This window comes from Rothia sp. HMSC065G12 (assembly GCF_001811455.1).
In the GTDB taxonomy this organism is placed as follows: Bacteria; Actinomycetota; Actinomycetes; order Actinomycetales; family Micrococcaceae; genus Rothia; species Rothia dentocariosa.
Genome location: NZ_KV804815.1, coordinates 129,327 through 147,775 on the forward strand (window position 1 = coordinate 129,327; position 18,449 = coordinate 147,775).

Sequence of the window (18,449 nt, forward strand, 5' to 3'; positions counted from 1 at the left end):
AATGACTTATCTGGCAGAAGGAGGGGGCGCAGAGCACAGCTCTAACCCTCTAATTCCCAATCTCTGGGAATTGGGCATCACCGTCGTTGGGTTCGTGATTCTCTATTTCATCGTTCATAAATACGTTGTCCCGGCGTTCGAGAAGATCTACCAGGACCGTAAAGAAGCAATCGAGGGTGGTCTTGCCAAAGCTGAGAAAGCTCAGGCGGAGGCCGCAGCGGCTCGCGAAGAGTACAACCAGCAGCTTGAAAACGCTCGTTTGGAAGCTCAGAAAATTCGCGAGGAAGCGCGTACCGAAGGCGAATCAATTATCGCAGCGGCTCGTGAGCGCGCAACCGTTGAGGCTCAGCGTATTACTGATAATGCGCAGAAGACTATCGAGGCTGAGCGCCTAGCTGCTTCAGTATCTCTTCGTCATGAAGTTGGTACTTTGGCGACTACTCTTGCAGGAAAGATTGTGGGCGAAGCCCTTGACGATGATGAGCGATCGGCCCGCGTGGTAGATCGTTTTCTTGCTGACCTTGAAACCGAGCAACAGAATGCAGGTGCAACTCGGTAATGGCAGGAGTATCTACTGAATCACTGAGCAAGGTGGAAGCGGTTCTTGAAGCCAACGCTTCGTTGAACCCACTCAACCTAGCTAGCGAGCTTTTCGCCGTGGTCGATGTACTTGACCACGATGGCGGTTTGCGTCGTGGTTTGACCGACTCTTCGCGTGAAGGGAAGGATCGAGAAAATATTGCACAGGCTATTTTTAGCGGCAAAATTTCTTCTCAAGCACTCAAAGTGCTGACTACGGCGGTAGCACTGCGTTGGTCTCAAGAGCGTGATCTTGCAGACGCGCTTGAGAAGGCTGCGGTACTCGCATCCATCGCATCCGCTCAGTCTCGTGGTGGTGCTGATGCCCTTGAAGAGGTTACCAACGAGTTGTTGACGTTTGTGCGCAACGTTGATGGTACCCCCGAAGCGCAAGCGGCGCTGTCCGACAACTTGGCAAGCAAAGAAGCAAAGAAGAAGCTCGCTGTAGCATTAGGCGGTCCAGCCGTCACCGCGGAAGGCGTACTTCTCTTGGAACGAATTGGTAGCGAATCCCGTGGTCACCATGCCGCTCGCCTCGCTGACGAATTCGTGGAAATCATCGTCACGCGACAGAACCGTTACATCGCAAAGGTAACTTCTGCAGTAGCACTGTCGCAGGCACAGCTTGAACGCCTGAGCCGGACCTTGAACAAGATCTATAATCGTCAGCTTAAACTCGACGTATCTATAGATACAGCTGTTCTAGGCGGTATGCGCGTACAGATTGGAGATGAGGTTATCGACGGAACCGTTGGTACCCGTCTTGATGATCTTGAACGTGACCTTCAAGCATAGAGATTAGCTGAACATTTCTGCGATACGTCGCAACGGTGATTTAGAAGATACCTTGGGAAGCAGACAAATTTTTAGAATATTGTTCCTTCCCACGAAGCAAGTTTCGGTTGTTCCGAGAGGTGCAACCACAATTAGGAGAGCAGGGACATAAGATGGCCGATTTGACCATCAACGCCGATGATGTCCGTAACGCGCTGAACGAATTTGCAGCGTCTTACGAACCCGGCAACGTGGAACGTGTTGAAGTGGGGCGCGTTGTAGCAGCCTCCGATGGTATTGCGCGCGTCGAGGGTCTGCCCTCGGTGATGGCGAACGAACTACTTCGTTTTGAGGATGGCACCCTTGGCCTCGCGCAAAACCTTGATACCCGCGATATTGGCGTCATTATTCTGGGCGACTTTACCGGTATCGAAGAAGGACAGCCAGTTCACCGTACCGGTGAGGTGCTTTCGGTCCCGGTAGGCGATGCTTACCTCGGTCGTGTAGTCGATCCGTTAGGTAACCCTATTGATGACCTGGGTCCTATTAAGGATGAAGGGCGTCGTGCTCTTGAGCTGCAGGCACCTGGTGTAACGCAGCGTAAGTCTGTGCATGAGCCCCTACAGACCGGTCTGAAAGCTATTGACGCTATGATCCCGATCGGTCGAGGGCAGCGTCAGCTTATTATTGGTGACCGTCAGACCGGTAAAACTGCGATTGCAGTCGATACGATCCTGAACCAGAAGGCTAACTGGGAAACCGGTGACCCCAGCAAACAGGTTCGTTGTGTTTACGTGGCAGTTGGACAGAAGGCCTCCACCATTGCCGCTGTTCGACATACCCTTGAAACCAGGGGAGCGTTGGAATACACCACGATCGTTGCTGCCCCCGCATCTGACGCAGCAGGCTTTAAATACTTGGCTCCCTACACCGGTTCTGCCATTGGTCAGCACTGGATGTATGGCGGAAAGCACGTCCTGATTATCTTTGATGATCTTTCAAAACAGGCAGAAGCATACCGCGCCGTGTCGCTATTGCTTCGTCGTCCGCCGGGACGTGAAGCATACCCTGGTGACGTTTTCTACCTGCACTCTCGTCTATTGGAGCGTTGCGCTAAGCTCTCTGATGAGTTGGGCGCAGGGTCGATGACCGGTTTCCCCATTATCGAAACCAAGGCAAATGACGTTTCTGCCTTCATCCCGACCAACGTCATTTCTATCACTGACGGTCAGATCTTCCTACAGTCTGATCTGTTCAACGCTAACCAGCGCCCAGCCGTTGATGTTGGTATTTCCGTCTCTCGTGTGGGTGGTGCAGCGCAGACCAAGGCTATGAAGAAGGTCTCCGGTACTTTGAAACTGGACCTTGCTCAGTACCGTGCTATGGAAGCGTTCGCAATGTTCGCCTCCGATCTCGACGATGCTTCCAAGGCACAGCTGACTCGCGGTGCCCGTCTTACCGAGCTGCTTCGCCAGCCGCAGTACACTCCGTATGCGGTAGAAGAGCAGGTTGTCTCCATCTGGGCAGGTACCAACGGTTACCTTGATGATCTTGAGGTTTCTGACGTTCTTCGCTTCGAGGCAGAGTTCATTGACTATCTGCGTCACCGGACCTCGGTGTTGAGCGATATTGCCGCATCCGGCAAGCTTGAGGATGAAACCCTAGATGCCTTGAAAGCTGCCGTTGCAGATTTCAAGAAGGGATTCCGCTCGGAGGGTACAAGTCACCTTGTTGATGCAGGTCATGAGGAGCATAAAGCGGCTCAGGATCGTGACATCACTCAGGAAACCATCGGTTAGCGATTAGTCCTAGGTGTTAGCCCCGCTCTGAACTTTCAGAGTTATGGGCGGGGCAGATGTCCAGGAGAAAGGAAGCTCTATGGGAGCCCAGATTAGGGTTTACCGACAGAAAATTGCTTCGACATCGTCTATGCAGAAGATCTTCAAGGCGATGGAGATGATCGCGACCTCCCGTATTAACAAGGCGCGTCGGAGCGCTCAAACCACGGGTCCTTACGCAAACGCATTGACCCGCGTTGTGACTGCTTTGGCAACGCAACAGTCCGTGCAGCATCCTCTGATCCATCGTCCTGATACCTTTGGCAAGCATGAGCATAAGCGCTCTGCAGTCTTGGTGATGACGAGTGATCGCGGTCTTGCAGGTTCGTATTCGTCGTCTGTGCTGAAGAAAACAGAGGAGCTTATCGAGAGGCTACGCGGCGAGGGGCGCGAAATACAGCTGTACTTGGTGGGGCGTAAAGCGAAGTCTTATTTTGAATTCCGGGAACGTCCCTATGAACGTGCTTGGGAAGGACACACCGATAATCCGCATATTGATACCGCAGTTGAGATTCGCGATGTGTTCTTGGAGGAGTACGAAAAGGGACATGAAAACGGCGGGGTAGACGATCTACACATCGTATACACCGAATTCAAGTCCATGGTGACTCAAGAGACTAAGATTCTTCGTTTGCTTCCCATTCACGTGGCAGAAGCAACTAAATTGGGGGAGGAAATCGTACCTGACGAAGAACTGTCTTCGGCCGATTATCAGCAACCCGCATCCTTTGAATTTGAGCCTTCTCCCCAGGAAGTATTGGATGCGCTGCTACCGCGTTATATCGCTTCTCGTATCTTCGCGTGCCTGCTCCAAGCCGCTGCAAGTGAACTTGCGTCGCGTCAGCGTGCGATGAAGACTGCGGGCGATAACGCTGAGACTCTAATCAAGAAGTACACTCGACTGATGAACAACGCTCGTCAGGCCGAGATTACTCAGGAGCTCTCTGAGATTGTGGGCGGCGCAGACGCTCTCGCCTCCTCTTAAGAACATTGCTAACTCGAAGCTATCTACTTTCAACTTTTCAAGGTAAGTGAGAAACATGACTACTACCACCACCCAGGGCGCAACGGGTCGTATTGCCCGCGTGATTGGCCCCGTGGTTGACGTTGAGTTCCCCGCTGGTCAGGTGCCGGATATTTACAATGCACTGACCACTGAACTCACCCTCGACGGGAAAACCTACACCATCACCTTTGAGACTGCTCAGCATTTGGGTGATTCGATTGTTCGTGCCATCTCTATGCAACAGACTGACGGTCTTGTGCGTGGGCAGGCTGTTCTAGATACCGGGGCTCCTATCGCTGTACCCGTGGGCGATGGCGTGAAGGGGCACCTCTTCAACGTTCTTGGTAACGCACTAGATGTGCCGAACTCCGATATCGATGCTGACGCATACTGGCCTATTCACCGCGCCGCTCCCGGCTTCGCAGAGCTAGAGGGATCGACCGAGATGCTAGAGACCGGTATTAAATCTATCGACCTGCTCACCCCTTACATTAAGGGTGGTAAGATCGGTCTGTTCGGTGGTGCTGGTGTTGGTAAGACAGTGCTGATTCAGGAAATGATTACCCGTGTGGCGCGCAATTTCGGTGGTACCTCGGTGTTCACCGGCGTTGGTGAGCGTACCCGTGAAGGTAACGACCTGTGGGTTGAGATGGAAGAAGCAGGGGTTTTGAAAGATACTGCCCTTGTCTTCGGACAGATGGATGAACCCCCGGGAACTCGTCTGCGTGTGGCACTCACCGGCTTGACTATGGCGGAATACTTCCGCGATGTGAAGAACCAGGATGTGCTGCTCTTTATCGATAACATCTTCCGCTTTACTCAGGCAGGTTCTGAAGTTTCGACTTTGCTCGGTCGTATGCCCTCTGCTGTTGGCTACCAGCCTAACCTGGCGGATGAAATGGGTCTGCTTCAGGAACGCATTACCTCGACTCGCGGTCACTCCATTACTTCGATGCAGGCAATCTACGTTCCTGCAGACGATTACACCGACCCTGCACCGGCGACAACCTTCGCACACTTGGACGCGACTACCGAGCTTTCGCGTGAGATTGCATCGCGCGGTCTGTACCCGGCAATTGACCCGTTGACCTCGACCTCTCGTATTCTTGATCCGCAGTACATTGGGCAGGAACACTACGACACGGCTATTCGCGTGAAGGCTATCCTGCAGGAAAACAAGGACCTTCAGGATATTATCGCGATTCTGGGCGTTGATGAGCTTTCTGAGGAGCAGAAGGTCGTTGTTTCACGTGCACGCCGCATTGAGCAGTTCCTCTCACAGAACACCTATACTGCAAAGCAGTTCACTGGCGTTGAAGGATCCACTGTTCCGTTGAAGGACACCATCGAATCATTCCAGATGATCTGCAATGGCGATGTAGACCATATTCCTGAGCAGGCGTTCTACAACATCGGTGGCATGGATGACGTGATGCGTCAGTACGAGGAAATCAAGGCACAGACCGGAGCCAAGTAATTATGGCACTAACAGTTGAAGTTGTTTCTCGCGAAAACGTCGTGTGGACTGGTGAAGCTTCCTATGTACGGGTGCGTACTACGAACGGCGATTTGGGCATTTATCCCGGACTCATTCCCACCTGTGCGCTTCTTGCGGAGGACGGAGAACTTCTGATTCGACCCGTCGATGGTGGCGAACTCACCACGCGTTTGCATGATGGGTTCTTGACCGTCTCAAACGATAAGGTAACGATCGCGGCAAAGCATGCCGAGATCGCTACCCCTACGACGGGTAAGAAGTAAACCGTTAATAAGGTAAAAGCCGGTACAACCAATTGTTGGTTGTACCGGCTTTTACCTTCCCGAATACTTGAGTTTTAGAGTCGCGAAGATCTCTACAGCGCATAAATATTGGCTTAGAAAAGCCGATCTGCAGCGTCGTCGATACCGCGCATCGCATCGTAATCGAGAGAGATGCAGCGGATACCGCGATCTTCGGCAAGAGTCCGTGCCTGGGGCTTGATCTTTTGTGCAGCAAAAACCCCCTTGACGGGTGCCAGCCGTGGGTCGCGGTTGAGCAGATCGAGGTACCGGGTAAGCTGTTCCACCCCGTCAATATCGCCCACGCGCTTGAGCTCTACCGCAATGCTGATACCGTTGGAGTCTCTCGCCATAATATCCACAGGACCAATAGCCGTAGGGTATTCACGGCGTACCAAGGAGTAACCCTTACCGAGTGTTTCGATCTGCTCAGCAAGAAGACGCTGCAGGTCGGCCTCTACGCCGTCTTTGATAAGTCCAGGATCGACTCCTAAATCATGGGTGTGCTCATGAATAACTTCGTACACGCGGATGAGAAGGCGGTCATCACTTTTAGCGGCTTGTACCGTCCACAGCTGCTGCACATCCGTATCAAGATCTTCCCGGGTGCTATCTGGAATCTCGTCATAGTCTGCGACAAGGAGAGAACATGGTGGGCTCATCCAGTTCAGCGGCTTATAGGAACCGCCATCGGAATGGATAAGCACAGAACCGTCATTCTTCACCATAAGTAAGCGGGTAGCACGGGGGAGATGGGCACGCAAACGCCCTTCGTAATCAACAGAACATTCAGCTATAACGATACGCACCCCATCTACTCTACCGAGGAAGACTATGACATGCCAGCTGTAGAAACCGCTGCCTGGCGGCATCAAAGCAGCTAAAAGATGGCAAGCCGTACTGAACGCTAGAATAGAAAGCATGGCACGCAAGAATCACCCCGGTAAACGTTCCTCGGGCACAACCTCCAACAAATGGACGCGGTCTGCACCCGGTGGACGTGATATATCTCGTATTCTTGACCCTGCGCCGCGCATTGAACGTGACCGTTTTGGTGATTGGCTGGTGCAGTACATTCCCGCCGTAAATGCTCTGAAAACCTATACGTGCCCGGAATGTAACCGTCCAATTCCGCCAAGAACAGCGCATCTTGTTGTATGGCAAGAAAGCCATACACTGGGGCGTTCTCGCGCCATTGATGAGCGCCGCCACTGGCACCAACATTGTTGGCGTACCAGACGCGCTTAGAACTATTACGAGATCGGAATACCTATCGTGGGCGCGAAGACCTGTTAGAACGAAGAAAGTGACACTATGGCGACTGAAGAGTCCTCTGGAAAACTCCGAGAGTTTGATCCCTCACGGTATGTTTTCACCCAATCTGATCAGCCTGTTCTCATTAAATCTCGCACGGTACTTCCCGCGCGCCGAGAGAACTTTGATGTTACAACCGCTGACGGGAAGCGCCTTGTGGGTGAACTGGCACTTCCCGAAGGGGACATTAAAGCTACTCTCGTGACTTTTCACCCGCTTCCAACACACGGTGGGTATATGGATTCGCATGTGTACAAGAAGGCTTCATTCCGTCTGCCAGCGCTTGCAAATATTGCGGTTCTGCGGTTCAACACCCGTGGTACTTCTTCGATCCGCGGTACAAGCGAGGGCGTGTTTGACGGAGGATTTGCCGAGAAAAAAGATTTTGACGCGATCTTACAATATGCCGTAGAACGCCAGCTGCCGAATATCTGGTTAATCGGGTGGTCTTTCGGTACGGAACTTGTGCTCAAGTATGCCCCAGAACATGCATCAGAATTTGTGGGGGCTATTCTGCTTTCTCCGCCTCTGCACCGAGTGCATCCCGCCGAACTGGACGAATGGAATAAAATCTCAAATCCGCTCTATGCCTTTATCCCGGAGTTTGACGACTATCTACGCCCCACCGAAGCGCGCGAGCGTTTTAAATCAATAGCCCGCACTCAGGTCGTGCCTTTTGAGAACTGTAAACACCTTTGGGTGGGTGAAAAGTCGGTAAACAGCGTGATCAACGCCCTTGTCTCAGTGGTGACGGGTCAGCAGACTACACTTCCTACCGAATACAACGGCCCGGTCGCAGAAGAGATTACTGAACCATAATCTGTCTACTCCGTCTATACGAAGGATGCGCCTGCCGCTTTTCTCAACGGCGGGCGCATCCTTATATTTCTAAGAAAAGGTTTTTTACCGATGGTCTTGGCGGGGAATAAAGACTTCCTTCACCAGAATCAGTAACGATGCGGCGACAGGAATCGCGATAAGCGCGCCCAAGACGCCCCACAGCGCACCGCCTGCAGCGACGGCGATAATAGCGACACCGCCGGGAACCGAAACAGCCTTTGACATAATACGCGGCGAAATTATGTATGCCTCAATCTGTAGGTAGATAAAATAGGCGATCGCAAATGTGACAGACATTTGCCAGCCCTGCGTCAAAAGAATGAGAGACACCAGAACAAGCGCCGCTACGCCGCCAACCAATGGGATGAAGGCCAAAATCAAGACGAACACAGCCACAAGTTGAGGGAATGAGAACCCCAAGATAATCATGGTGATAAGCGCGAAGGTTGCGTTGAGAACAGCGACAACTCCCTGCCCCATCACATAGTTACCAACAGCACCCGTGATACGTTCGGTAAGTTCCTCAACACGTTCCCGCTTGGAAGCCGGAGCCAAACGCGACCCCCACGCCTTAATAGTGCGCATTGATGAGAGGAAATAGAGCGAGAGGAACAGCACAATAATAGTGCCGGTCAAAATCTGCGCAATTGTGGAACCCGCAGTAATTAGGTTACTCATGAATCCGCCGACCGCAGAGCTTGATGTAAGAGACTCTAGGAACTTTGGAACGTTGTTATTAACCCAGTCGTTAACATGCAGAACGTCATCAATGCGTTTGAAAGTATCAGAATCGATGAAATCCTGATAAATAGCGGGTGCCCGATAGACAAAGCTGCTGGCCTGTGCGCTGATAATAGGCACAATCCACACCACAAGTCCGCTAATGATGGCTGCGAAGGAAAGAACCACAATCACCACACCGGCACTGCGTTTAACGCCGAAACTCTCAAGTTTACGAACAATGGGGTCAAGCCCAAGCGCGATGAAGATAGCGCCAGTGACCCAGCCGACAAGCGCGCCGACATTGGTAAAAGCGTAGTAAGCCAGCAGGGCCAGACCAACACCAACCGTCGTCAGGAAACCGAAAGATACAGGATTATGCAGCGGTGAGCTTTTCTCATAAATATGAAGTTCAGAAGCCTCATCGACTTTTGGAGAGATGCGGGGAGGAAGAGAAGCTTTGCGGCGTTGTGAGCGTGCCTGACTGATGCTATCGGTCAAATCGCTGATGGTACCCGTAATATGTGAAGTCAGGGATTCGCGCTTTGTAGACGATGCGGAACCGTCCTGTTCAAACATGTGTTCTTCCTGCTCCGGCTTTTTCCGCGGAACCCGGGGAACTGGGGGAGGAGTCTGCTGGGCTTGCGGATTCGAGCTATCGGACATAGTCTGCCTTTCATAAAGCTTACCTGGCTATTCTACCGGGCATCTCTGAAAACTGTATGCGCTCGCAACATTCTTGAGGCAGAAAGCTACCGAGTAAGCCTATCTGAAATTTCGCGCACCTCGAACGATTGCCGAGAATCCTGTAAAACAGCGGGTCGCGCGGGATAATTAGGGAGTACGTTAAATTTCTCTGAGGCTCGCAAAGGATTCTCGATGACAATTCCTCCAACCCCGAACCAACTGCCAACAAACCCCCAAAGCTCAGCAGAACAAATTCCCGCGTCGGTACGTAGCGCTCCAGTGCTTGGCGGTCACGATATCAGTACTTCTACACCCACTGCAGCACAAAGCAATTCGGCGAAAAGCTGGCGTTTCGATGTTGCAACACCTGAAGATTTTCAGAAGTACGTACAACTGTCTACCCAAGGCGCCGTGATCTTTGGGCTATATGCCCCGCATTCTCCAGCGTCGCTTGAAATGCTAGACGCCGTCGAAAACCTAGTCAATGCGGCGGAAGGTGCGATGCTGCTTGCCGCCGTCGATATTACGAATCTTCCGGAGGCTGCCCAAGCGTTTGGCATGGACGGCGTACCGGCAGGCGTGGCCGTTATCGCCGGTCGCCCGGCCCCTCTTTATAACGGTCAGATCAGTCCGCAGGATCTGTCAGAAATGCTGAAGCAGGTCTTGCAGGTTGCTGCGCAGTATCAGCTTCCCGGTGGATTTGAGCCTGCTCCTTCGGATGAGGAAGAGAAAACCCTGCCGCCGCTGCACGCTAAAGCACTGGAGGCGCTTGATGAACGCGACTATGAAGGAGCACGAGCCGCCTACCGCAAGGCTTTGACAGAGAACCCGGGCGATCATGATGCTAAAGTCGGGCTTGCTCAGGTTGATTTATTAGCTCGCGTGGCAGATTTGGATCTTGCCCAAGAGCGTGAAGCAGCTGCATCCGACGCTCTCAACATTGAGGCTGCCTTTAACGTTGCCGATCTTGACGTTATAGGCGGGCATGTTGAAGATGCTTACGCACGCCTTCTACGACTTTTTAAAGCGGTTCCGCCGGAAGATAAGACCCGAGTACGTGAGCGTCTTGTGCAGCTCTTCGACGTTGTGGGTGCTACAGACCCACGAACAGTCAAAGCACGAGCTGAGTTGACAACGGCAATTTTCTAGACCCCACAGAAGAGAGAATAAGGCGGGATGTTTGTATCTTATGGTGCATCCCGCCTTATTCACACCTTCAACGGGAAGTTCATGGAAAATACTCTAGTCATCCTTATAGTTCATGCTTTAAAAAGTTTAGAGAATTATTGATGATATAAGCCCAAGATATGGTTCTGAAGTATTCCCAAACTGGTACCGTTGTATGTATGAAAGAACACAATTCTGTGCCTGGGACGGCACCTGAAGACTACGGCTATTCACCAGAGAATACACAAGCTGGTACACCGGCGTATGATGCTGGCCAGTCAATGACCAAACAGAGTTATGCAAACGCGCAGCCGGGGAGCTTGCCTCAAGTCACCCGTGAGGCTCTTAGTCACCAACCTGGTGCGCACCTTGTTAATGCCATCGAAATTCATGGTTTGACGAAGGCGTTCGGCATGACTGTTGCCGTTAATCGCATTAATCTTTCCATTCCTACCGGCTCTTTTTACGGTTTGGTAGGGCGCAACGGTGCTGGTAAGACGACGACTATCTCAATGGTTTCGGGTATGCTGCAGCCCACCGAAGGCGTGGCGTTGATTAAGGGAACCGATATGTGGCAGAACCCTTTGGAAGCCAAAAAGCACTTGGGCGTTCTGCCGGATGGCGTGCACCTTTTCGATAAACTCACAGGTGAACAGCTTATTACCTATTCGGGGTACCTGCACGGTCTCGAACGTGACACTGTTGCCGAACGTACCAAGGACCTTCTGCAAGCTATGGATTTAACCGATGCAGCAGGCCGCGCGGTAGCCGACTATTCAGCAGGTATGACCAAGAAGATCGCCCTCGCAGCAGCGCTGATTCACGCCCCTTCAGTCTTGATCTTGGATGAGCCCTTTGAAGCGGTTGATCCGGTTTCAGCGGCTAATATTCAGGATATCCTCAAAGGATTCGTCGCCTCAGGCGGAACAGTTATTCTCTCATCGCATGTCATGGACTTGGTGCAGCGTTTATGCGATCACGTCGCCATTATTGATGAGGGACGGATTCTCGCTGCGGGTACGGTTGATGAGGTGCGTGGGGAATCTACTTTGGAAGAACGTTTCATACAGCTCGTGGGCGGACGCACCACCTCGGAAGGACTATCATGGTTGCGCACCTCGTCTCACTAAAATGGCGGTATGTGCTTGCCTCGCTCAAACGTAGTGTGTGGGCGATTATTGGTATTGCTTTTGGCGCCCTGTACCTGCTTGGCGCACTGACTGGTTTGGGATTCACTTACGTTGGTTTAGGGATTGATGGTAGTTTAGATGGTCCTGCACTCGCCCTATTCCTCGGGTTTCTTGTATCTCTTGGCTGGGCTCTTATCCCCATTGTCTGGACTGGCCTAGACGGAACCCTTGATGAAAGCCGCTTCGTGTTATTCCCGCTAGAGGCTAAGACGCTGCAGAAGGGGCAATTTTTCGGTGGGTTTATAGGTCTTCCAGGTATAGCGACGATTATCCTAATCCTTCTGGGAACCCTTGGATTTATTGGTAATCCTGTGGGACTAGCAGCCTATCTGCTGAGCATAGTGTTGGGGCTGGCTTTGCTGATGACAGTGGCGCGCCTTGCCAATCAGCTTGGCGTTTATTTGAATGCTAACCCCCGTATTGATCTTATCTTCAAGATTATTCTGGGCGTGCTGTTGGTAAGCTCGGGCTTCATATTCAGTGGAGCTATGTTCTATGTGATAGATCATTTCCAGGAGATCGCTCAGAAAGTTCAATGGTTGGGGTATACGCCTTTCGGGTCCGCTTTTGCGATTGCATACCATGTGGCGGCGGGTAACTGGGCTCTAGCAGGTCTAAGTCTGGTACTTTCCCTCATATACCTGGGTGGTGCTTGGGTATTGTGGGGTCGTAGCCTCGAACGCTCAATGCGTAATGTCAGCGGTGAACAAAAACGGGGCAAGGCTAAGAACCTGACGGCAGGAGATATTGGTATTTTTGCGAGGTTCCCAAACACTGGTTGGGGTGCTGTGGCTGCACGTACCATTCATAGCTACTTCAAAGATACGCGCATGACTTTGCTGATCGTCATGACTGCCATGCTCTATGTACTCTTTGCTCTCGTGATGCCGCTCTTCACGAGCAGCATGGGGTCTCGTGTTGCGACGACGGGAATCCAGCTCGCTAATTCCGGGGCTGGACCTGAAACGCTCTTTGGCTTCTGGGTTTATTTCTGCAATGTCTTCACAGGATTCTACATAGCGTATATGGTCTCGTACGATAACACGGCTTTTAGTCTGCACGTGCTCTCGCCTCTGTGTGGGCGTGATGATAGGCTCGGGCGTGCACTCGGACATTCCATCGTAATGCTGCCAATCGTCGTGGTGATGTCCTTTATTATGTGCGCTGTCCACGGGCTTATAGCCTATTACCCGGTCGTGCTTTTGCATCAGCTGGGAGTCTACGCAGGAACCGTAGGGTTCGGATTGATGCTTGATACAGTGCTTTCACCACCGGTCGCGCCTCCTGGAGCCAACCCCTTCAAAACGCCTAAGCAGCCAGACGGCTTTGCGAAGCAGCTTTTACTGATGGGTAGCATGATTATCTGCATGCTGATCGCTCTTCCCGGTGGGATTGGCTCGTTCATCTACATGGTCGGCGGCAAGGATGACATGGTGCTGATTATCTCCGGCGTTATCCAGCTGGTTATCGGCGCTGCACTATTCATTATTGGAATTTCTGCAGGTGGTAAACTCTACGATCGCCATAGCTCGATGATGCTTCAGCAGGTTGCAAAGTTCAATACGAACTAGAGCCTATATAGAGAATATGGGGTGGTGTTATGGGGCAGCTACACGTATGTTTCCAATCGTCGCCTTTGTTCTCTATGGAATAACTATGAATCCCTTCCCGTTGTTACACTAGTCTCTACAATAGAACTAATAGCACTAAGACGGCGAGAACATACTTGGAGGATAGAACATGAGCTCCATTGAAGGCGTTGAAGATCCCTTTGGTCCTGAGACGGCGGGCGGTACTGCATTACTTGAGCGGGAAGAAGCCCAGCTTTCTGAGCCGGGTGACCATGAACGCTTCTCGCATTATGTGCGTAAGGAAAAAATCATGGAATCCGCCCTTACCGGTGAACCCGTTCGCGCGCTATGCGGTAAGGTGTGGACTCCTGGACGCGATCCGCAGAAATTCCCAGTCTGCCCAACCTGCAAAGAAATCTACGAGGGTCTTAAGCCTGGTAAAGATAATTCGGATAACGGCGACAAATAACGGAAGTTTCGCTCCGGAACCTGCAGAGTATGTGCCTGCACCCCCATAATGGGGGTGCAGGCACATACTCTATTTTTGGGCTCAAACAGACTTCGCGTCGGGCAAAATAATTGCGCGAATCTTCGCGGACGTATCACGACACGGTGGTAGAATTTATAATCTGTGTTTCTGTAGGAGCCTTTGTACACAGGAAATACTGAATCAAAGGTAAACCAGAGAAAATATGGGGGGAGAAGAGCATGAGCGAGTACGAAGAACCTACATTATTTGACAGTATGGTTAAGCCAAAGCTCTCCCCGGCATACCCTGACCGTGCACCCTGGGGTACTTCCGTCAGTCTGCGCGCCTGGCAGGCCGAGGCGATGAAAAAATATTTTGAGACGAACCCTCGGGACTTTATGGCTGTAGCAACCCCTGGCGCGGGCAAGACAACCTTTGCTCTCACCTTGGCACGCGAACTCTTCGATCGCGGGGTTGTGCGAAAACTTACCGTGGTAGCACCCACCGACCACCTCAAGAAACAGTGGGCGGATGCCGCCGCTAAGGTCGGTATTCCGATCGATCCTAATTTCAAAAACGCCGATGTTCACGTTGGACGCCAATACAAGGGTGTAGCGCTCACATATTCGCAGGTTGCTAATAAGCCGCAGCTACACGCCCGAAATACCGAAAATGACAAGACTCTTGTTATTTTCGACGAAATCCACCATGCAGGTGATGCTTTATCTTGGGGCGATGGTCTGCGTGAAGCTTTCGATGAGGCCACACGTCGCCTTGCGCTGACCGGTACACCATTCCGATCTGATGCCTCACCTATCCCATTTGTTACCTATGAGCAAGACCATGAAGGTATTCGTCGGTCGCGAGCCGATTACTCCTATGGTTATGGCCCTGCGCTGAAAGACCACGTGGTGCGGCCAGTTATTTTCATGGCATATTCCGGACAAATGCGCTGGCGGACCTCCGCCGGCGAAGAAATGGCGGCGAATCTAGGGGAAGGATTCACTAAAGATATTACCGCCCAGGCATGGCGCACCGCACTTGATCCTCAGGGTGAGTGGATTCCCACTGTGCTCTCTGCGGCCGATAAACGACTCACCGAAGTGCGCCGCACTGTTCCCGACGCGGGAGCGCTCGTCATCGCAACTGACCACGCCGATGCCAAAGCCTATGCTGAAAAACTGCACAAGATCACGGGGGAGAAGCCGACCGTAGTACTTTCTGACGATCGTGAAGCATCCGCTAAAATCGACGATTTTCGTGAAAGCAGCAAGCGGTGGATGGTCGCGGTACGCATGGTGTCCGAAGGGGTGGACGTACCCCGCTTGGCGGTGGGTGTGTATGCTACCAGCACCAGCACACCTCTCTTCTTCGCACAGGCGATTGGTCGTTTTGTGCGAGCCCGTAAACGTGGGGAAACCGCATCTGTCTTTCTGCCGTCTGTGCCGCAGCTGATGATGCTTGCCAATGATATGGAAGTTGAGCGTGACCACGCCCTCGACCGTCATACCACCGACGACGATATCGATCCAATGGCTGAAGGGCTGGACGATGAAGCGCTCGAAGAAGCAAACCGCGAGGAACGTGCTTCCGAACAACTAACGCGCGGTAAATTCGAGGCGATTGGTTCGCAAGCTTCCTTCCACGGCGTGCTCTTCGATGGCTCCGAATTTTCGTCAGGTGGTCTGGAGATCGGTTCGGAAGAAGAACAAGACTTCCTCGGTATTCCCGGTTTGCTGGATGCCGACCAAGTGGGTACTCTACTTCGTGCACGCCAGCGTGAACATGCATCCCGCCGCCCAGCGACAGCAGCTCCCGCAATTGTGGACCACCGCCAGCTTAAAGAGATGCGCAGTAAACTGGCGAAAAACGTGGCGGCCTGGTCTATCCGTTCAGGCAAACCACACGGCGTTATCCATAATGAGCTGCGTAAAATTTGCGGTGGTCCCGCAGTTGCGCAGGCATCCGCGGAACAAATTCAGGCTCGCCTGGATAAACTGGCGGATTGGTTCGTGGGCAGGAGCTCGTAGAATAATCTCTCGCCTGACTAAAGCACTTCCGCAACGGTAATACCGTCATCCTCCATATCGGCGATAACATCATCCAGTTTGTCTTCATGAACCGGCGCCGTGAGGTCAATCAGAACGCGAGTTTCGTACCCGGCGTCTACTGCATCCTTTGCCGTCGCTAGTACACAGAAGTCGGTCGCGATCCCGACGATATCAACATCTTTAACATCATGTTCGTCGAGCCAATCGGCGAGCGGGGTGTTAGGTGCCTCATCTTCCAACGATGCTTCGGGATCGTGCTCACCGGTCATCACGGAATCTTCGGCAGCTTGAAGACCCTCGAAGCCCGAATATGCCGCCTCATACTTACCCTTGCGGAAATATGCTTCGATATAGTCGGTATCAAGATTCGGGTGAATCTCTGCCCCCTCGGTGTTGGCAACGCAGTGTACGGGCCAGGAATTCACATAATCTGGGGTATCTGAGAAATGATCACCGGGATCAATGTGCCAGTCTTGAGTTGCCACAATGGCATCGTACTGGTGATGGTGTTCCTCAACGTATTCGCTAATTAGCGATGCAACGTTGGCGCCTTGCTGTGTTGCAAGGGCTCCGCCAGGGCAGAAATCATTCTGAACGTCGACAATAATAAGCGCTTTTGCCATGTGTATAGTCCCTTTCTTGGCAATATCTGGATGGGCTGTGGCTAGATGAATTCAGTGGGAATAACGGGTTCGCCTTCTGAAAGGCGACGAGCGGATTCGGGAAGTTCCGCTAGGGATGCGCTATGTCGTTCGGTTGCGTTGCGTACCGCCTCCTCGCCAGTAAAACCGGGCAGGAGCTCGCCAGAAACCACAAAATCGCGAATAAGGTCGCGAGTATTTTCGAGGGCAGCGGGGTTGTTCCCCGTTCCGATAAGCTCGGCGGTGGCGATACCCAAGGAATTGTGGCGGCGCGCAGCTTGCTTTGCACCACCTAGAGAACGTTTGCCAGCAGAGGTTTTAGCGACGGGTTCCAGCTCGCCAGCAGTATTTTCACGTTCCACCAGCTTGTACACCATTGCGGAGGTAGGCGCACCGGAGCCGGTCACTAGCCTGGTGCCCACACCGTAAGAATCTACCGGCGCGGCGGCTAAGGAAGCGATAGCATATTCATCAAGATCACTTGTCACTGTAATCTTGGTGTTGTGGTTGCCCAAAGAATCGAGAAGTTCACGCACGCGCTGTGCCGATGCTACCAGATCACCTGAGTCTAGGCGGACTCCGCCGAGCTCTTCGCCCGCGAGTTCCACGCCAAGGCGTACCGCATTCTCGACATCATAGGTATCAGCAAGAAGGGTCGTGCGTGCCCCTAACGATTGCAGTTGCGCTTCAAAGGCTTCACGCTCAGAGTCGTAAAGAAGGGTAAAGGCGTGGGCGCTGGTACCGAGAGTGTGAAGCCCATAGCGCTTGCCCGCTTCCAGGTTAGATGTTGCAGTGAAGCCTGCAATAGCAGCGGCACGTGCCGCTGATACAGCGGCACGTTCGTGCGCACGGCGCGAGCCCATCTCAATACAGGGACGGTGGCCCGCCGCCGCAGTCATACGTGATGCTGCAGCGGCAACAGCTGAATCATAGTTCAAGATAGACAGCAGGTAGGTTTCTAAGATGCAGGCTTCTGCGAAAGTTGCTTCGACCTGTACAACGGGGGAGTGCGGAAAGAAAATCTCTCCCTCGACATAGCCTCGAATATTGCCGGTAAACCTAAAGTTCTCAAGGTATTTTAGGGTTTGCGCATTCACAATATTGCGAGAGGCTAGAAAAGATAGATCTTCGTCATCGAAGCGGAAAGACTGAAGCCCTTCGAGAAAGCGTCCTGTACCTGCGAGCACGCCGTAGCGGCGGCTCGCGGGCAAGCGACGTGTAAAGACTTCAAAGGTGCAGCGGCGATGCGCAGTTCCAGAGGCGAGCGCTGCCTGGAGCATCGTAAGTTCGTAATGGTCGGTTAGAAGCGAGGTAGTTGCCATATGTCTCATTTTAGTTGTCTGTTAGGCAGGTTACTACCTTTACGGGATGTGTTGTCCGCGACATAATGTAAATTTGACTTTAAGATATTTATGATTATTTGAACGGAATCAATCCCGCGGGAACAAAGCCCCCACGAGTATAATCTTATGCATGACCAACAAGCTCACCCATCTTTCCAACCACACTGTAACGGCTGTTCTTGCGACCGATACTCTAGATGCCACTGAGCTTGATGCGACGATTGACGAAAATCTTGAAACGCAGACGCCGTGGCAGGTAATCGTCTGGAACGATCCCGTTAATCTTATGACCTATGTTTCTTATGTTTTTCGCGCTCATTTCGGGTTTAGCCGTCGTCGTGCCGAGAAACTGATGCTCCAGGTGCACAATAACGGCAAGGCTGTTGTGTTCACCGGCAGTCGTGAGGATGCAGAAAAGCATACCCAGGCCATGCACGCGTGGGGTTTGATGGCGAGCTTTGAAAAGGCGGAGAACTAATT

At 52.4% G+C, this 18,449-nt stretch carries 18 protein-coding genes; 14 read left to right on the top strand and 4 right to left on the bottom strand.

The window, feature by feature from the left end:
- Window position 1: 1 nt before the first annotated feature.
- The 6 genes from HMPREF2804_RS05835 (at window position 2) to HMPREF2804_RS05860 (ending at window position 5,958) form a co-directional block, all read left to right on the top strand.
- A complete protein-coding gene (locus HMPREF2804_RS05835) occupies window positions 2-559 on the top strand; it encodes a F0F1 ATP synthase subunit B (protein ID WP_013398885.1) in 558 nt (185 codons plus the stop codon).
- Window positions 559-1,374: a F0F1 ATP synthase subunit delta gene (locus tag HMPREF2804_RS05840; protein WP_013398886.1), complete on the top strand. Its 816-nt coding sequence runs from the start codon at window positions 559-561 to the stop codon at window positions 1,372-1,374. The genes HMPREF2804_RS05835 and HMPREF2804_RS05840 overlap by 1 nt, the downstream gene beginning before the upstream one ends.
- A gap of 152 nt (window positions 1,375-1,526) precedes the next feature.
- Complete coding sequence (gene atpA, locus HMPREF2804_RS05845; protein ID WP_037230835.1) at window positions 1,527-3,152, top strand: F0F1 ATP synthase subunit alpha; 1,626 nt, start codon at window positions 1,527-1,529, stop codon at window positions 3,150-3,152.
- A 79-nt stretch (window positions 3,153-3,231) separates the two neighbouring features.
- Window positions 3,232-4,176 (top strand): F0F1 ATP synthase subunit gamma, encoded by a 945-nt coding sequence (locus tag HMPREF2804_RS05850; protein ID WP_037230839.1) that lies wholly within the window; start codon window positions 3,232-3,234, stop codon window positions 4,174-4,176.
- A 55-nt stretch (window positions 4,177-4,231) separates the two neighbouring features.
- Window positions 4,232-5,674: a F0F1 ATP synthase subunit beta gene (gene atpD, locus HMPREF2804_RS05855; RefSeq protein ID WP_013398888.1), complete on the top strand. Its 1,443-nt coding sequence runs from the start codon at window positions 4,232-4,234 to the stop codon at window positions 5,672-5,674.
- 2 nt (window positions 5,675-5,676) lie between these two features.
- Window positions 5,677-5,958 carry a hypothetical protein gene (locus HMPREF2804_RS05860; RefSeq protein WP_004004442.1) on the top strand — a complete coding sequence of 94 codons (282 nt, stop codon included), beginning with the start codon at window positions 5,677-5,679 and terminating at the stop codon, window positions 5,956-5,958.
- A gap of 113 nt (window positions 5,959-6,071) precedes the next feature.
- Here HMPREF2804_RS05860 and nucS read toward each other — a convergent pair whose 3' ends face one another.
- A complete protein-coding gene (gene nucS, locus HMPREF2804_RS05865) occupies window positions 6,072-6,785 on the bottom strand; it encodes an endonuclease NucS (protein WP_037231476.1) in 714 nt (237 codons plus the stop codon).
- Window positions 6,786-6,897: 112 nt separating this feature from the next.
- On the opposite strand from nucS, the gene HMPREF2804_RS05870 reads away from it, so the two are divergent.
- Window positions 6,898-7,224: a hypothetical protein gene (locus HMPREF2804_RS05870; RefSeq protein WP_004004444.1), complete on the top strand. Its 327-nt coding sequence runs from the start codon at window positions 6,898-6,900 to the stop codon at window positions 7,222-7,224.
- Window positions 7,225-7,290: 66 nt separating this feature from the next.
- On the top strand, window positions 7,291-8,109 hold the full coding sequence (locus tag HMPREF2804_RS05875; protein ID WP_070449539.1) for an alpha/beta hydrolase: 819 nt from the start codon (window positions 7,291-7,293) through the stop codon (window positions 8,107-8,109).
- Between the two features lie 84 nt (window positions 8,110-8,193).
- On the opposite strand, the gene HMPREF2804_RS05880 is transcribed toward HMPREF2804_RS05875, so the two are convergent.
- Window positions 8,194-9,516: an AI-2E family transporter gene (locus tag HMPREF2804_RS05880; RefSeq protein ID WP_210398370.1), complete on the bottom strand. Its 1,323-nt coding sequence runs from the start codon at window positions 9,514-9,516 to the stop codon at window positions 8,194-8,196.
- Window positions 9,517-9,729: 213 nt separating this feature from the next.
- Here HMPREF2804_RS05880 and HMPREF2804_RS05885 point away from each other — a divergent pair, with 213 nt between their 5' ends.
- The 5 genes from HMPREF2804_RS05885 to HMPREF2804_RS05905 all read left to right on the top strand — a co-directional run bounded on the left by HMPREF2804_RS05885 (window position 9,730) and on the right by HMPREF2804_RS05905 (window position 15,964).
- Window positions 9,730-10,686 (top strand): co-chaperone YbbN, encoded by a 957-nt coding sequence (locus HMPREF2804_RS05885; RefSeq protein WP_070449545.1) that lies wholly within the window; start codon window positions 9,730-9,732, stop codon window positions 10,684-10,686.
- A 299-nt stretch (window positions 10,687-10,985) separates the two neighbouring features.
- A complete protein-coding gene (locus HMPREF2804_RS05890) occupies window positions 10,986-11,834 on the top strand; it encodes an ABC transporter ATP-binding protein (RefSeq protein WP_070449610.1) in 849 nt (282 codons plus the stop codon).
- Window positions 11,810-13,465 (top strand): transporter, encoded by a 1,656-nt coding sequence (locus HMPREF2804_RS05895; protein WP_070449549.1) that lies wholly within the window; start codon window positions 11,810-11,812, stop codon window positions 13,463-13,465. Before HMPREF2804_RS05890 ends, HMPREF2804_RS05895 begins: the two co-directional genes overlap by 25 nt.
- Before the next feature lie 169 nt (window positions 13,466-13,634).
- Entirely contained in the window at window positions 13,635-13,934 is a 300-nt protein-coding gene (locus HMPREF2804_RS05900) for a DUF3039 domain-containing protein (protein WP_004004450.1), read from the top strand.
- 239 nt (window positions 13,935-14,173) lie between these two features.
- Complete coding sequence (locus tag HMPREF2804_RS05905) at window positions 14,174-15,964, top strand: DEAD/DEAH box helicase (RefSeq protein WP_070627701.1); 1,791 nt, start codon at window positions 14,174-14,176, stop codon at window positions 15,962-15,964.
- 17 nt (window positions 15,965-15,981) lie between these two features.
- On the opposite strand, the gene HMPREF2804_RS05910 is transcribed toward HMPREF2804_RS05905, so the two are convergent.
- Entirely contained in the window at window positions 15,982-16,608 is a 627-nt protein-coding gene (locus HMPREF2804_RS05910) for an isochorismatase family protein (protein WP_004004452.1), read from the bottom strand.
- A gap of 41 nt (window positions 16,609-16,649) precedes the next feature.
- Window positions 16,650-17,957, bottom strand: coding sequence for a nicotinate phosphoribosyltransferase (locus HMPREF2804_RS05915; protein ID WP_305793931.1), 1,308 nt, complete (start codon window positions 17,955-17,957; stop codon window positions 16,650-16,652).
- Window positions 17,958-18,099: 142 nt separating this feature from the next.
- Here HMPREF2804_RS05915 and clpS point away from each other — a divergent pair, with 142 nt between their 5' ends.
- Complete coding sequence (clpS, locus tag HMPREF2804_RS05920) at window positions 18,100-18,447, top strand: ATP-dependent Clp protease adapter ClpS (protein WP_013398899.1); 348 nt, start codon at window positions 18,100-18,102, stop codon at window positions 18,445-18,447.
- Window positions 18,448-18,449: the final 2 nt, after the last annotated feature.

Excerpts from the sequence above, each read along its gene's own strand:
- HMPREF2804_RS05835 (WP_013398885.1), top strand. The coding sequence starts at position 2 with ATGACTTATCTGGCAGAAGGAGGGGGCGCAGAGCACAGCTCTAACCCT.
- HMPREF2804_RS05840 (WP_013398886.1), top strand. The coding sequence starts at position 559 with ATGGCAGGAGTATCTACTGAATCACTGAGCAAGGTGGAAGCGGTTCTT.
- atpA (WP_037230835.1), top strand. The coding sequence starts at position 1,527 with ATGGCCGATTTGACCATCAACGCCGATGATGTCCGTAACGCGCTGAAC.
- HMPREF2804_RS05850 (WP_037230839.1), top strand. The coding sequence starts at position 3,232 with ATGGGAGCCCAGATTAGGGTTTACCGACAGAAAATTGCTTCGACATCG.
- atpD (WP_013398888.1), top strand. The coding sequence starts at position 4,232 with ATGACTACTACCACCACCCAGGGCGCAACGGGTCGTATTGCCCGCGTG.
- HMPREF2804_RS05860 (WP_004004442.1), top strand. The coding sequence starts at position 5,677 with ATGGCACTAACAGTTGAAGTTGTTTCTCGCGAAAACGTCGTGTGGACT.
- HMPREF2804_RS05870 (WP_004004444.1), top strand. The coding sequence starts at position 6,898 with ATGGCACGCAAGAATCACCCCGGTAAACGTTCCTCGGGCACAACCTCC.
- HMPREF2804_RS05875 (WP_070449539.1), top strand. The coding sequence starts at position 7,291 with ATGGCGACTGAAGAGTCCTCTGGAAAACTCCGAGAGTTTGATCCCTCA.
- HMPREF2804_RS05880 (WP_210398370.1), bottom strand. The coding sequence starts at position 9,516 with ATGTCCGATAGCTCGAATCCGCAAGCCCAGCAGACTCCTCCCCCAGTT.
- HMPREF2804_RS05885 (WP_070449545.1), top strand. The coding sequence starts at position 9,730 with ATGACAATTCCTCCAACCCCGAACCAACTGCCAACAAACCCCCAAAGC.
- HMPREF2804_RS05890 (WP_070449610.1), top strand. The coding sequence starts at position 10,986 with ATGACCAAACAGAGTTATGCAAACGCGCAGCCGGGGAGCTTGCCTCAA.
- HMPREF2804_RS05895 (WP_070449549.1), top strand. The coding sequence starts at position 11,810 with ATGGTTGCGCACCTCGTCTCACTAAAATGGCGGTATGTGCTTGCCTCG.
- HMPREF2804_RS05900 (WP_004004450.1), top strand. The coding sequence starts at position 13,635 with ATGAGCTCCATTGAAGGCGTTGAAGATCCCTTTGGTCCTGAGACGGCG.
- HMPREF2804_RS05905 (WP_070627701.1), top strand. The coding sequence starts at position 14,174 with ATGAGCGAGTACGAAGAACCTACATTATTTGACAGTATGGTTAAGCCA.
- HMPREF2804_RS05910 (WP_004004452.1), bottom strand. The coding sequence starts at position 16,608 with ATGGCAAAAGCGCTTATTATTGTCGACGTTCAGAATGATTTCTGCCCT.
- HMPREF2804_RS05915 (WP_305793931.1), bottom strand. The coding sequence starts at position 17,957 with ATGAGACATATGGCAACTACCTCGCTTCTAACCGACCATTACGAACTT.
- clpS (WP_013398899.1), top strand. The coding sequence starts at position 18,100 with ATGACCAACAAGCTCACCCATCTTTCCAACCACACTGTAACGGCTGTT.